The organism is Sphaerospermopsis sp. FACHB-1194, from assembly GCF_014696235.1.
In the GTDB taxonomy this organism is placed as follows: Bacteria; Cyanobacteriota; Cyanobacteriia; order Cyanobacteriales; family Nostocaceae; genus Sphaerospermopsis; species Sphaerospermopsis kisseleviana.
Window position 1 is genome coordinate 67,373 of sequence record NZ_JACJPU010000015.1, and the last position, 13,989, is coordinate 81,361.

The following is a 13,989-nucleotide window of genomic DNA, read 5'->3' on the forward strand; positions in this document are numbered from 1 at the left end:
TCTTAACAACTGATGCGAGAACTCGACCACCAAAAAACCATTGACATCCTCAACGCCATCATGGAATTTGAACTAGCTGGCGTTGTTCGCTACACTCATTATTCCCTAATGGTAACAGGACCAAACCGCTTACCTATTGTCGCTTTTTTCAAAGCCCAAGCCAGTGAATCATTACTTCATGCCCAACAAGTAGGAGAAATTCTCACCGGTTTAGATGGACATCCTACCTTGAGAATTGCCCAAATGGAAGAAACTTTCAAACATTCAGTCAAAGATATTTTGGAAGAAAGTTTATCCCATGAAAAGAAAGCATTGGATATGTATAAAACTCTACTAAATACAGTTGAAGATGCTAGTATTTATCTGGAAGAATTTGCCCGTGGCATGATCGGACAAGAAGAGTTACATAATTTAGAACTCAAGAAAATGTTACGCGATTTCAGCTAATATTTCGAGGAGTCAAGATTCAGCTTTTTAGTTTCTTTTCTTTCGTTCGTTTCTATACTATGTGTAGGAACGAGCAAAGAAAAAAGAAATTTGATAGTTCTCAGTTTTTTACACAATCAAGAATAGTGATCAAGCGTTCATAACCACTAATAAAAATGAATTTTAGTATTGCATTACCTACTTTCGTTATTACTCTCCGAGAAGGTGTAGAAGCTGCCCTAGTTGTGGGTATTGTCCTCGCTTTATTGAAAAAAGCCAAACAATCTCATCTCAATTCATGGGTATATGCAGGTGTTGGAGTTGGTATTATTGTTAGTGCTTTAATTGGCGTTTTATTCACTGAAATCATTAAATTTTTAGGTTCTATAAATCCTCAATACACCTCTGTAGTTGAACCAACATTAGAAGGTGTATTTAGTATTTTAGCAATCATTATGCTGAGTTGGATGCTGATCTGGATGACAAAACAAGCCAGATTTATGAAAGCTCAAGTTGAAGGTGCAGTTAACGAAGCATTAACACAAAATTCAAATGCTGGATGGGGGGTTTTTAGTTTAATTTTAGTTGCTGTTGTGCGGGAAGGTTTTGAAACAGTCTTATTTGTAGCTGCCAATTTTCAACAAGGTTTATTACCAACTTTAGGCGCACTTGGTGGTTTAGCAACAGCAGCAGGAATTGGTGTTTTATTATTTAAATGGGGTGTGAAAATTAATATTCGCCAATTTTTCCAAATTATGGGCGTTTTATTAGTTTTAATTGTCGCTGGTTTAGTAATTTCGGCTTTAAAACATTTTGATGATGCAATGGCTAGTTTAGCACTCAGCAACCGCGCCTCGGAAAATCTTTGTTTTTATTATGAACACTTTACTAAAATTCACTCTTGTATTTTAGGTCCAATGGTTTGGAATACTGCTAACATTTTACCTGATAGCAAGTTTCCTGGTATTATTCTCAAATCTTTATTTGGCTATAGAGATAAACTTTATATAGTGCAAGCAGTTGGATATTTAGTGTTTTTAATTAGTATTGGTGGCTTGTATTTTCGCAGTATCATGGGTGGAAATATGCAAAAACAAAAAAATATTCCTGTCGCTGAAAAATAGCATTCTATATCAACCCAGATACCAAGAAGTCGGGTATCTAGGTTATTTTCCTGTAAGGGCGTTCGCGAAGCGTGCTGGAAGCATCAGCATTCGGGCAATAAATTCTCAATTTTTATCACAGGTTATTTTCCGAATGCTTCGCCCCTACGACTCCTGTTAAATACAACTCAAAAGATTTTCTTTAATTCCTGAGCAGATTTTTCAATTGCAGCTATACTGCCAGGATTCACCATTCCGTAATAATCAAAAACATAAACTTGATTATTTTGAGTAGCTTTTAATTTCTGCCAAAACGGCTCTTTTTTCAAAGAATCTAACAAAGTTGCTTCAGCACTAACCACAATTAAAACATCAGGATTTGCTGCTAAAACTTTTTCGGCTGAAAGTGTTACATAACCACCAATAGGGCTATTACCTTGTAATTCTGCGGCGACATTTTTCGCACCAAACAGAGAAACTATATCACCTGCCCAACTGTTTTTATTTGGTGCTAAAATTGGTTGACGACTTACTAAAACTAAAGTCGAAAGATTCTGATTTTTTTGATTTTTCTTTTCCGGTAAAAAAGTTTGATATCTATTTAATAAAGGTTGGGGATCTGCACCTATTTTCTCTGCAATATTTTTAGTGAGTTCTTCCAAAGCTTCCCAGCTATATACTTTTGTGGATAAAGTTTTTATTCCTAGCTGTTGCAGTTTTTGTAATGGTACATCAGAAAAACCTGCTACACCAATTACTAAATCTGGTTTTAATGCTACAATCTTTTCTAAGTTTGGTGCATTTTGTCCTTGACTAACTTGAGGAATATCTTTAAATCGAGGATCATCTTTTAATAACTTACTACCAACAATTCCTACTAATTTTGTTTGATCTAGTTCAGCAATAATATCAGCAGACAGCGAAGAAAGCGCAACCACTCTTTTCACAGATGTGTTAGGTGATTTTTGTGCAATGGTAATATCTGGTGTAATTTCTGGTTTTACTGCTTGTGTTTGGCTGGTTTCTGTAGCACAAGACAACAAAAACAAACTTAAAAAAATTGATACTAAAAATGATTTATGACGCATAATATTGTTTTGATTTCTCATTTCTTATTTTTTGGGAATCGGCAATTTTATTTTTTCAAATTATAGCAACTTCTAGCAACAAACAAGGTTTTTACCTCTGTTACCTGTCACCTATCACCTGTCACCTGTCACTTCATCTAAATCTTCAGGAGTATTACAATTAAATAACATATCCGATTTTAACAAAGGTAAAGTTTCCACAGGATGTAATTTTAGAAACTGTTGAAAAGATCGTCCTCCTTGATTGATAAAATCTAAAATTAGAGGTAAACAAGAACTGCGATAAAAACCACAAAGCGGTTCCCAACATTGGGTATTTTTTACCAAACAAGCAATATTTTCTCCTTTTATATTATCTAATCTTTTCACCCAATCTTGCAACACTTCAACTTGCAAATTTGGTAAATCGCAAGCTAATAATAACACCCATTCTGTGTTTACTTTCTCTAAACCTTTTACAAAACCCACTAAAGGTCCTTGTGTGTTATGGGGGTTTTCTTGTATAAATTCACATTCTGGTAACGGTAAGTGTTGATATCTTTCTGGCCAAGGTGTAACTATATATATAGTATCCGTGCAACTTTTAGCGACATTGCCAACTTTTTGTAATAAGGGTATTCCCTGAATAGGAATCAAAGCTTTATCCTTTCCCATCCTCGAACTTTTACCACCTGCAAGAACTATGGCGCTTAATGTAGTCATAGGAACAAAATCTTTATTGATACGTCTAATCATCAAGTATTAATAAGTGTTAAATTTATATCAATATATTTATTGATACCTTAAATAAGGTTCAGTAAAATGTACATTTTCTATGAACAGGTATCAAAATAGAGCCATATTTTGCGGATTCTGACATTAAAAGATGTATTATTTATTATCCACTAGGAAATTATATCACCGCTATGTCTGATTATAATCAAGCAGTTGCTATAGATGTCAACAACTTAGCAGCTATCAATAATATAGGGTTCATTAAATATGAACAAGGAGACAAAGAAACAGCGATTCAACAATGGCAACAAGCGATTAAAATTAACAATAAATCTGCTGAGGCCACCTTAGCTTTAGCTGTAGCTTTATATGGTAAAGGAGAACAACAACAGGCTTATAAGTTAGCAGAAACAGCATTAAAGTTAGATAGAAAATTTGCTGATTTTCACTGGATGAAAAAGCATTTTTGGGGTCAAAGTATGATTACTGATGCTCAGAAATTTCTATCTACTCCTCAAATGAAAAATTTGTTATCACAGTTGCGTTAATGTTAATATTTACTTCTTTCTAATATTCTCATTCCCATACTCTGTGTGGGAATGACTTTATTTTGCAGTCACATCTCTGATTAAATATCTCTTGATTTGTTGAAACTTGTGACTGCTGACTAATGATGTATCACCTTTATGTTAAAATATAAAACATAGCTAGATGAGAGGTTAACAAATATGACCCAAGAATTAATAGACCTCAGAAATAGTATTTTACAAGGACGTTACGCAGATGCTTTGGCAATTGTGGACGAGTTAGAAGGAATGAGTAAACAAGCTATTTTGGGCAATATCCAGTCGTATGTAAGGATTTTGTTAATTCATTTAATTAAAAATCAAATCGAACAGCGTTTAACAAATTCTTGGTCTGCATCTATTCGTAATGCTATCCGAGAAATTAAAAAGATCAATATTAAAGATAATAAGAAATCCTATTACATCAATCAAGATGAATGGGAAAGTTTTATGGAGGAAGAGGTGATTGAAGATGCGATCGCTGATGCTAGTTTGGAAGTGATGAATGGTATTTATAACCAATTCCAACTAGGAGAAATTATAGATAGAAAACAGTTAATTGCAACTGCTTTACAATTCCTCAATTTAACTTATTCCTATTCACCTAAAGAATTACCTGCTATGGTTGCAGAAACTTTAACTCAGTTACCTGGTGGTGAAGATTGGAAAATAGGAAAAAGGTAAATACCGCAGGAGTCAGGAGTCGTAGGGGCGAAGCATTCGGACAACAATATTGGGGAAAAATCGAGAATTGATCACCCGAATGCTTCGCCCGTACAGGAGTCAGGAGTTATTAATTTTGGATTTTGGATTTTGGATTTTGGATTTTGGATTTTGGATTGTTTTTCTTAACTCCAATCTAAAATCTAAAATCTAAAATCTTCCTCCCTATTCCCTATTCCCTTCTTACTGTCACCTGTCACCTGTCACCTGTTACCTGTCACCTCACCCTCTATTCTGACTTCTTTGCACCTGTAACAACAACTCCTCTAAACTCCCTGGTGCGGGAAGACATTTCAACCCTTGACACACTAAACCCACACTTCCATCTGGTAAATCTAATACAACTGAAAAAGCGGTAGTGGGTAGATATTTAGGCATTAATGACTTAATCTGCTCAGTGGTACTACGAATCAATGTACAATTCCGATACCAATCTAAAGCAGTAAATAAACTAGCACAACCTTGAGGAGATTCATTCATTACACCTTTAAAGGCTTTTAATCCTGATTCAGCTAAATCAAGATAATGTAAGTTATCAGTAAGTAAAGATAACCTGACTAAATTGGCGATCGCCACCCCATTAGCTGAGGGTGTAGCATTATCCGCAAAACTCCGCTCCCTGATAATTAAATCTTGACTATTATCGCTAGATGTGTTAAAGTAACCACCTAATTCTACACTCCAAAGAAAATCATTAAACTCATCTTGGAGAGCGATCGCTTTTTCCAACCAATCAGCATTTTCTAAATCCGCTTGCTGTAAATCCAACAATGCTTTAATAAACAAAGCATAATCTTCAGATTGAGCTAATACCGTCGCTTCACCCTCATAATTAAGTCGGTGAAAACGTCCATCCACAAATTGATGATCTAAAATAAACTTAGCCGCTTTTATTGCTAACTCCAAATAACTAGGTTCTTGAAAAACCTCCCCTGCTCTAGCTAAACCGGAGATCATCAAACTATTCCAAGCTACAATCATCTTAGTATCAGTCACCGCAGGAATGCGACCAGGCCAGTTAGTGATTTTCGCTTCCTGATTATCTCGCGCTGGGGGAAAAGTTGCTAGTGCATCAGGAGTTGCACCATAACGCACAGTAAACAACTTACTCAAAGCAACTTCTAAAGTTTCACTCAGTTCACCGGGATGTAACCTTTGTAAAACATTTTTCCCTTCAAAATTGCCATTAACACTAACAGTAAACTGTTGTTCTAATTCCGTTAATTCTTCAGTTGTTAACAGTTGTTGTAATTCCTGATAACTCCAGACATAAAAAGCACCTTCCTCCGGTTCTGTATCTATGGGGTTAGTGAAACTATCCGCATCTTGAGCAGCATAAAAATAACCGCTAAGTGCTGTCATTTCCCGTTGTAACCATTTTACAGTTCCAGCCACCGCTCGTTTAAAAGCCGGTTCTTCAATTCCCGCACTCCACAAATCAGCCAGATATTCTACAATCTGACCATTATCGTAAAGCATCTTTTCAAAGTGGGGGACAGTCCAAGTAGGATCAACAGTGTAGCGATGAAAACCACCAGCAACATGATCATAAATACCCCCCAAAGCTAAATCTAAACCCCGTTGAGTAGAAACTTGTAATCCATCATACCGAGATTGATCATTAAACCGAGAACCCCGCAAAACCAACTCACCATAGGGGATCATCGGAAAACTATTACCAACCTGCTTAGGAGAAATGATCCCCGTGCAAACTTCCCAACCTATTTGTAATAATTCTTGATCAGCTACTTCCTGACTGCCATCATTTTGTAACACCGCAGATGTCAGCAAAGCTTCGAGAATTAAAGCTTTTCTTTGACGTAACTCCTCTTTTTCAGTATCGTAGTAATTGCGTAAAGCTTGTAAAACCTGCAAAAAACCCGGACGACCATAACGGGGATCAACAGGAAAATAAGTACCCGCGTAAAAAGGGACTAAATCATCAGGAGAGAGAAAAGCATTAAGAGGCCAACCCCCTTGACCAGTCATCATTTGTAAACTTTGCATATAGATGCTATCAAGGTCGGGTCTTTCTTCTCTGTCTACCTTGATGGGGAGAAAATTGGCATTCATATATTGGGCGATCGCCAAATCAGAAAACGCCTCACCTTCCATCACCGTACACCAGTGACAACTAGAGTAACCAATAGAAAGAAAAATCGGTTTATTTTGCGCCCTTGCAGTTTCCAATGCTTCATCACACCAAGGCCACCAGTCAATCGGGTTTTCAGTGTGTTTGCGGAGATAAAGACTTTTTGTGTCAGCTAGTCGATTAGTCATGATAATAGTTTTCCACCATTTTCTGACCAGTCTAGCGTTTTTAAAGTTAAGCTGTTGGACATTTAACTTGCATATTATCTAAAATTGAAACTCTTGTGGGGTGGGCATCCTGCCCGCATTGGTTGTGCAAATTAAAGGTTTATCAGCTTATTACTTTTTAGTCATTAGTTATTATTTATTATTTATTAGTTATTTTTACCCAGTCACCAATCACCAATCACCAATCACCTTTTATTTGGAAAAACGAATAGTTGAACCGAGAACAGGGGCTGGAATTTCCGATACAGGTGATACAGACTTGCGAGGAATTTGGGTACTGGGGTTTAGTGCTGCGATTAGGTGCAGCAAAAAAGTGATTAAAGCAGCTTGCATAAGTCTTTCTAGCATAGCACTCCTCTCTTGAAAAATAGCATTTAAATTTAGATTGGTTAATCTAAATACACCAGATAGTCCCGATTTACCGGATTTGCAAAATATGTCCGGAAAATTAACCAGGTTCAGGTTAAAAATTGTGAAAAAAGTTACTAATACCTGAAAAAGAATTTCGACCAAATAATATAGATTCGCCAACACAAGGCAAGCTAAAGTTATAGGTCAATAAATAGGCACGCAGACAGCTAGTGTCAGAATGTAAGTTAATCATCTGTTAATGATGATGAACTTTTGAATTCTCCCGCTTTTGACATCGCCACAATTCTTGAGACTGCTATCAGTCGCTAAAAGTGCCTGTTAAAAAAAATTTTGGCGATGAGATATTTGATTCTAGAGTATTGCTATTGAAAAATCTGTTTGCTCAGAGCAGATGATTAGGAGATCAAAAATTTATCTGTTATTGTCGAGATATCCAAATTTGACAATCAACACAATCAGCCTCTCTCATAGATAGAATAAATAGCAAATAGATACAAATACGCTCAATGATTCCTATCGTTATTGAACAATCGGGTCGAGGCGAACGCGCCTTTGATATCTACTCACGGCTGTTACGTGAGCGGATCATTTTTTTGGGACAACAGGTGGACAGCAGTCTGGCTAACCTGATAGTTGCCCAATTGTTGTTTTTAGATTCTGAAGACCCGGAGAAAGACATTTATATGTATATCAACTCTCCTGGTGGTTCAGTGACGGCGGGGATGGGCATTTTTGACACCATGAAAAATATCCGCCCCGATGTCTGTACCATTTGTACCGGACTAGCGGCGAGTATGGGCGCTTTCCTATTAAGTGCAGGTACTAAAGGTAAAAGGATGAGTTTACCTCATTCACGGATTATGATTCACCAACCTTTAGGCGGCGCTCAAGGTCAAGCGACTGATATTGAAATTCAGGCACGGGAAATTTTATACCACAAGCGCAAGCTGAATGAGTATTTAGCCGAACACACTGGTCAGCCTTTTGAACGTATTGCCGAAGATACAGAACGCGACTTTTTCATGTCTCCAGAAGAAGCCAAAGAATACGGCTTAATCGACCAAGTGATTGACCGTCACTCCGCCGGTAGCCGTCCAATGGTTGTAGTGTAGGTGATTGGTGATTGGTGATTGCTGATTGCTGATTGGTGATTGGGAAAATACAAATAATTAGGGGTTGCTGAGAAAGTCTTTCCGTGAGGGCATAGGAGTCAGGAGTCAGGAGTCAGGAGTCAGGAGAAGATTTGAAAATTTCTTTGCCATCTCTTGAAATCCCAAAAAATGCACACTTTTTCCGGTATACCCTTCAAAACCCTTGCACTTTTTTTCTGTTTATCAGCCTCTAACCTTTGATATATCAAGGTTTTAGGTTTATTCAGCAAACCCTAATTAATTTCCCCCAGTCCCCAGTCCCCAGTCCCCAGTCCCCAGTCCCCAGTCCCCTCCTTTTAAAATCCAGCTATAGGATCAGGTTGAGCTTTGAGGTAGTTGAGAAAATCGAGTAACTCTTCCTCACTCAGTAAAGAACGCCCCAGTTTACCGTAGGTTTTCTTGAGATGTTCTCTTCCCTGTTCTTTAGTCCAGCCCAAGCGTTCTATTTGGACATCGGTTTGGGCAATGACATCAGATAAATTAACTGGTTCGCTTTTTCTCTTGGTTTTGCCTATCCCTAAGCGCAAACCAGTATCTTCAACAGAAGAATAACTACGTGGAGTAAATGGGGTGACATTACTAGGAGGAATTTCTGGTAAAGGTTGAAGTTCAGGTTCGGGATTAGATACTAGATTCAGGTTAGGCGCTGAGGTATGAACTTTTTCTTCTGTGGGAGTAGTTTCAGAAAAACTTTGATCTAAAGTTTGATCTAAAGTTTGATCTAAAGTTTGATCTAAAGTTTGGTTGTAGGTATCGTTTTTAGTGTTGTTAGCCAGTGACCATTGACCCCTGGCAACATCACCAGTGCTAGGGACAGATTCATTGAAAACTGTGGTAGTTTTTGGGGAAGGATTCACGGTTACAGGGGAAACAGGTTCTGGGGAAACAGAAACAGCAGCATTTTCCCTGGTTGTATTTGTGATTCCCAAAACCATCAGCGCCCGATTTCTAGCTTGGTCTTCAGCAGCTTCCACAGTGTCTGATCCCGCCATAGCAGTGGCACGGGTGACACCTTCAATTTGTAGACTGACTCGGACGATATATTTACCTTGAAAAATCTCTACTAATTCAGAAATAATACTTCCGTTAGGATACAATCTCTGGAACTGAGCCAACATCATATTTCCACCCATCTCAATCTGTTTTACTTTATTTGTACTTTGTAGATTTGTTTGATTTTATATAGATATTTAACTACTTGGTAATACGTCCTGATAGCGAAGCGTGGCGAAGCCATACGCCTGACTCCTTGAACTTCTGCCTCCTGCCTCCTGTACGGGCGAAGGATTCGGGCGAACAATTATTAATTTTTATCACAGGTTATTTTCCGAATGCTTCGCCCCTACTTCGCCCCTACGACTTTTTGCGCTATGATCATCAGTCAAGATTGTAGCAGCAACTAATTTGTGCATAATTCGCAGAAAATTTTAGTTACTGCTGACTGAATCAGGTGTCTTCCTTTCAATGCTATACTAATCACCCAACTAGATATCTAGAAGTATTTTCTGGAAGTGCGCTCTAAATCTACAATAATAAAGATAAGGTTCGCCCTCATTGCTTGTTCAGCTGCTTACCTGATTGTTACCGATTCTACAGAGGGGAAAATTAGGTTAATCGGCTGTGTCTCCTAGTTAAAACTCAGATTCTCATGGTAGTACCTGTTGAAATCTAGACAATCAAACATCTGTTACTTGCCTTTTGTATCAGCTAGTGGAAATTGAAGAGTTCTCTAAACCAAATCTCTCAAAATTCCATTGCGTAATTATCAGGTGGAAATCGAGTATCAGGAGTGCTGTGTAAGATTGGTTAGGTGAAGAAGGTTGAACCCAAGTGAATTCTGGTCGTGCAGTGAGAATTCCGAGCAGAGCCTCGCTCTGAAAGGAACTTGTGCTGCCTTGTCTTATCTACGAGAGACCACTCTAGGGTAATTCGTTGGCAACGAGTGTCTGTTGGCTGTGAGGAGATACAGAGCTAACAACTGAACTCAAAATTTTACCTAAATATACTTAAATTTGCTCAAATTTAAGTAAACAAGGTTTTGAAAAAGGTAAATTAGTTCATCTAAAATACCTTTTAGGCGATAACCAAGCCGGAAAATCCTAAAATTCTAAGGTAGGGCAAGCTTTGTCCAAACCAAAAGCCTGTGGATTAAGTAAGTGCCGTCACTCTTAAGTAAAGCAGGAAGCTAACTGCAAGTCTTTAGGTAGATTTGAGTAAGTTTAGTAAAGCGGAAGAACCAGATTACACGAAAAATGATGTTTTGACCAAAGGTCGGTTCACTGCATGGAATTTTCAATCGCTACACTTCTTGCCAATTTTACTGATGATAAATTGGTAGCTCGGAAGGTTTTGGAAAAAAAACTGGGTTGTGAAGATGAAGATAGTTTGGAAAAACTTCACATTGCTTTGGAGGTGCTGGAAAAAATTGGACTGTTAGTCAAAGATCGGGGTAAGTATCGTCGTGTATCAGAAGAGGGGCTGATTGAAGCGAAACTCCGCTGTTCTAGTAAGGGGTTTTGTTTTGCAATTCAGGATGTGGAAGGCTCGGAGGATATTTATATCCGGGAAAGCCATCTCAGTAATGCCTGGAATGGCGATCGCGTTTTGGTGAGAGTTCTAAAAGAAGGTAGTCGTCGCCGTTCTCCTGAAGGTGAGGTAAAGTTGATTCTGGAGCGTTCTAATCACACTTTACTAGCACGGATTAAGCAAGTAGAAGGGGGTTTCCGTGCTGTACCTTTGGATGATCGTTTGCTGTTTGAATTGAAACTGCTCACCAATGGCATTAACTTAGACGCAGCTATCGACCACTTAGCTCATGTGGAAGTCTTGCGTTATCCCTTAGCTCAATATCCACCCCTGGGGCGGGTGGTACAAATTCTGGGTAGCGATGCTGAAGCCGCTGCTGATATAGACTTGGTAACGTGCAAACACGATTTATCTCGGACTTTTACAGAAAATGTCTTGGATGCAGCCGCGAAATTACCTAAAAAGCTGCTGAAAGCAGATTTAAAAGATCGCGTAGATTTACGGAATTTGTTTACTCTGACGATAGAAGGGGTAAACGGTGACGATAGAGTAGTAGAAAATGCTTTTAGCTTAGAGAAAAACCCCAGTCAACCCTGGCGGTTAATTGTTCATATTACTGATTTATCTCACTTTATTCAGGCTGACGAGATATTAGATAGAGAAGCACTCAAGCGGGGCAGGTCAGTGTATCTCGGAGATTTAATTTTGCCGATGTTACCTGATGCGGTAGGGGAACGTTGTTCATTGATACCGGACAGCGATCGCCTCGCACTCTCCTTTGTCATCACCATTGATCCCCAACTGGGAGAAGTGATTGAGTGGGAAATTCAACCGAGTGTGATTAATGTTGATACGGCTGTAAGCAAAGAGCAAGGGGAAGCAATACTCAATGGTGAATCAACAAAAGCATCTGTTGAAAGTACAGAGATATTACGTGATTTGGCAACTTTGGCGACAACAGTCAAACAAGCTCGCTTATCTCGCGGTAGCTTGCAGTTGAATCTACCACCTAGCCAAAATCCTTATCATGATGAAGGTAATATGGGGGCGGTAGTACCTCATGACTCATCAGTGCGATCGCTCATCACAGAGTTTGTACTGATGGTAAATGAACTAATGGCAGATCAACTCAGCGCCTTGGGAGTTCCTGCTATTTGGCGAGTTCAAGGTACACCTGATCCTGAAGATGTCCAGGAAATGCTGAAACTGGCAATTAATTTAGGTGTGGAATTAACACTTGATCCAGAATTGGAAATTCAACCCCTAGATTATCAGCAATTAACCGGTATTTTCGCTGAATCACCATCTGAGCAAGTTCTTACCTACCTGCTGCAAGATACTCTCAAACCTGCTATGTACAGCACCACCAAAGGATCTCACTTTGGTTTAGCACTGCCACAGTATCTTCACATAAGCTCACCCTTGCGGCGTTACCCAGATTTACTCATGCAAAGGGTATATCATGCCTTATTGGAATATGGGCGCGATCGCCGCAACACCCGTGTTAAAGAGCGTGTTAACCTGCGTCACTCTTCTTCTCATTTGGAAATTAACTGGAACGTTCTCCCACCAGAACTACAACAAGAACTACAAAGCGATTTAAATAGAGTCCTTGTCCAGATTAATGACCGAGAAAAAGAAGTTCAAGAAGCTGAAGCCGATTTAGCTGGACTACAAAAGGCCCAACTGATGAAACAGCGCATCGGTCAAGTTTTTCCCGGTGTAATTACAGGCGTTCAATCCTACGGTTTCTTTGTAGAAATCGAAGTCCCAGCTACAGAGTCAGAAATCGGCTCTCAACTAAGTACACCTTTGCGGGTAGAAGGATTAGTACACGTCAGTTCACTAAAAGATGATTGGTATGAATATCGGGCTAGACAACAAGCACTATTTGGGCGGAAAAATCGCGCTTCCTATAGATTAGGCGATCGCGTCTCCGTACAAGTCAAAAGTGTAGACTACTACCGTCAACAAATTGATTTAGTCACAGTTGGCGCTGATGGTATGGTCAAAGGTTCAGGAGTAAGTGTTGCTAATGAAGATGGCACAGATATTTACTTACCAAATCACATCAAATCTTTTGATTTAGATCCCTATAGTGAAGATGAATGAAGAGAAGTCAGAATTCAGCGGTCAGAATACCCCATGCCTGTTCGTCGTAGACGTGCCCTAGACATAGTCAGGGGTAACACCTCGCGAAAATTTTTTCTTTTCTTCACGGATAAATCTGGGGGCTTTAAACCCCGATTCATCCACCAGTTGCACAGAATTCATTCTGACTCCTGACTCCTGACTCCTGACTTCTAAATTCTTCTTAGGTAAATTTTCTGGGTATTTTCGTGTCCAATAACAGTAAACCACTTATTTTAGGCGTATCAGGTGCATCCGGACTGATTTACGCCATTCGCGCTCTTAAATTTCTTTTAGAAGCTGAGTATAAAATTGAACTGGTTGCATCTAAATCAACTTACATGGTTTGGCAAGCAGAGCAAAATATCCGAATGCCAGCAGATCCCCAAGCACAAGAGCAATTTTGGCGAACTCAAGCCGGAGTAACCCTATCTGGTCAACTACGCTGTCATCCTTGGAGTGATGTTGGTGCTGGTATTGCTAGTGGTTCGTTCAAAACTTTGGGGATGATCATTATCCCCTGTAGCATGAGTACAGTAGCTAAACTAGCAGTGGGTTTAAGTTCAGACTTACTAGAACGGGCAGCAGATGTACAGATCAAAGAAGGGCGTAAACTGGTGATTGTTCCCAGAGAAACGCCTTTTAGCCTGATTCACCTGCGGAACTTAACCACCTTAGCAGAAACAGGAGTGAGAGTTGTTCCCGCCATTCCCGCCTGGTATCACAACCCCCAAACAGTTGAAGATTTAGTTGATTTTGTCGTAGCCCGTGCTTTAGATCAACTAGATATTGATTGTATTCCCATTCAACGCTGGGAAGGTCATATTTAAGGGGACTGGGGACTGGGGACTGGGGACTGGTGATTGGATAA

At 39.2% G+C, this 13,989-nt stretch carries 15 protein-coding genes; 9 read left to right on the forward strand and 6 right to left on the reverse strand.

Features of this window, described 5'->3' with window-relative positions:
• Positions 1-12 precede the first annotated feature (12 nt).
• Positions 13-447, forward strand: a complete 435-nt coding sequence (locus H6F45_RS11230; RefSeq protein WP_096565368.1) for a ferritin-like domain-containing protein — start codon at positions 13-15, stop codon at positions 445-447.
• A 155-nt stretch (positions 448-602) separates the two neighbouring features.
• On the forward strand, positions 603-1,550 hold the full coding sequence (locus H6F45_RS11235) for an FTR1 family protein (RefSeq protein ID WP_190347214.1): 948 nt from the start codon (positions 603-605) through the stop codon (positions 1,548-1,550).
• Between the two features lie 167 nt (positions 1,551-1,717).
• On the opposite strand, the gene H6F45_RS11240 is transcribed toward H6F45_RS11235, so the two are convergent.
• Positions 1,718-2,638 (reverse strand): ABC transporter substrate-binding protein, encoded by a 921-nt coding sequence (locus tag H6F45_RS11240; RefSeq protein WP_236104068.1) that lies wholly within the window; start codon positions 2,636-2,638, stop codon positions 1,718-1,720.
• Positions 2,639-2,731: 93 nt separating this feature from the next.
• Positions 2,732-3,319: a molybdenum cofactor guanylyltransferase gene (locus H6F45_RS11245; protein WP_190347215.1), complete on the reverse strand. Its 588-nt coding sequence runs from the start codon at positions 3,317-3,319 to the stop codon at positions 2,732-2,734.
• 203 nt (positions 3,320-3,522) lie between these two features.
• On the opposite strand from H6F45_RS11245, the gene H6F45_RS11250 reads away from it, so the two are divergent.
• Together H6F45_RS11250 and H6F45_RS11255 are read left to right on the forward strand one after the other, a co-directional pair.
• Complete coding sequence (locus H6F45_RS11250) at positions 3,523-3,879, forward strand: tetratricopeptide repeat protein (RefSeq protein WP_137667678.1); 357 nt, start codon at positions 3,523-3,525, stop codon at positions 3,877-3,879.
• Positions 3,880-4,059: 180 nt separating this feature from the next.
• Positions 4,060-4,581 carry a DUF29 family protein gene (locus H6F45_RS11255; RefSeq protein ID WP_137667677.1) on the forward strand — a complete coding sequence of 174 codons (522 nt, stop codon included), beginning with the start codon at positions 4,060-4,062 and terminating at the stop codon, positions 4,579-4,581.
• A 261-nt stretch (positions 4,582-4,842) separates the two neighbouring features.
• Here the strand turns inward: H6F45_RS11255 and H6F45_RS11260 are convergent, their stop codons facing one another.
• The gene (locus H6F45_RS11260; RefSeq protein WP_190347216.1) at positions 4,843-6,900 is read right to left on the reverse strand and encodes a thioredoxin domain-containing protein; all 2,058 of its coding nucleotides are present in this window, start codon (positions 6,898-6,900) and stop codon (positions 4,843-4,845) included.
• A 100-nt stretch (positions 6,901-7,000) separates the two neighbouring features.
• Here H6F45_RS11260 and H6F45_RS11265 point away from each other — a divergent pair, with 100 nt between their 5' ends.
• The 3 genes from H6F45_RS11265 to H6F45_RS11275 all read left to right on the forward strand — a co-directional run bounded on the left by H6F45_RS11265 (position 7,001) and on the right by H6F45_RS11275 (position 8,815).
• Complete coding sequence (locus H6F45_RS11265; protein WP_190347217.1) at positions 7,001-7,303, forward strand: hypothetical protein; 303 nt, start codon at positions 7,001-7,003, stop codon at positions 7,301-7,303.
• A 514-nt stretch (positions 7,304-7,817) separates the two neighbouring features.
• The gene (gene clpP / locus H6F45_RS11270) at positions 7,818-8,423 is read left to right on the forward strand and encodes an ATP-dependent Clp endopeptidase proteolytic subunit ClpP (protein ID WP_096565355.1); all 606 of its coding nucleotides are present in this window, start codon (positions 7,818-7,820) and stop codon (positions 8,421-8,423) included.
• Positions 8,424-8,659: 236 nt separating this feature from the next.
• Positions 8,660-8,815 carry a hypothetical protein gene (locus H6F45_RS11275; protein ID WP_190347218.1) on the forward strand — a complete coding sequence of 52 codons (156 nt, stop codon included), beginning with the start codon at positions 8,660-8,662 and terminating at the stop codon, positions 8,813-8,815.
• Here the strand turns inward: H6F45_RS11275 and H6F45_RS11280 are convergent.
• Together H6F45_RS11280 and H6F45_RS27010 are read right to left on the reverse strand one after the other, a co-directional pair.
• The gene (locus tag H6F45_RS11280) at positions 8,759-9,580 is read right to left on the reverse strand and encodes a hypothetical protein (protein ID WP_190347233.1); all 822 of its coding nucleotides are present in this window, start codon (positions 9,578-9,580) and stop codon (positions 8,759-8,761) included. The two genes, H6F45_RS11275 and H6F45_RS11280, sit on opposite strands and share 57 nt — an antisense overlap.
• Positions 9,581-9,656: 76 nt before the next feature.
• Positions 9,657-9,779 (reverse strand): hypothetical protein, encoded by a 123-nt coding sequence (locus tag H6F45_RS27010; RefSeq protein WP_277876977.1) that lies wholly within the window; start codon positions 9,777-9,779, stop codon positions 9,657-9,659.
• A 966-nt stretch (positions 9,780-10,745) separates the two neighbouring features.
• On the opposite strand from H6F45_RS27010, the gene H6F45_RS11285 reads away from it, so the two are divergent.
• Positions 10,746-13,100, forward strand: a complete 2,355-nt coding sequence (locus H6F45_RS11285) for a ribonuclease R family protein (protein WP_096565353.1) — start codon at positions 10,746-10,748, stop codon at positions 13,098-13,100.
• A 57-nt stretch (positions 13,101-13,157) separates the two neighbouring features.
• Here the strand turns inward: H6F45_RS11285 and H6F45_RS11290 are convergent, their stop codons facing one another.
• On the reverse strand, positions 13,158-13,349 hold the full coding sequence (locus H6F45_RS11290) for a hypothetical protein (RefSeq protein ID WP_190347219.1): 192 nt from the start codon (positions 13,347-13,349) through the stop codon (positions 13,158-13,160).
• On the opposite strand from H6F45_RS11290, the gene H6F45_RS11295 reads away from it, so the two are divergent.
• The gene (locus H6F45_RS11295) at positions 13,328-13,948 is read left to right on the forward strand and encodes a flavin prenyltransferase UbiX (RefSeq protein WP_096565351.1); all 621 of its coding nucleotides are present in this window, start codon (positions 13,328-13,330) and stop codon (positions 13,946-13,948) included. The two genes, H6F45_RS11290 and H6F45_RS11295, sit on opposite strands and share 22 nt — an antisense overlap.
• Positions 13,949-13,989: the final 41 nt, after the last annotated feature.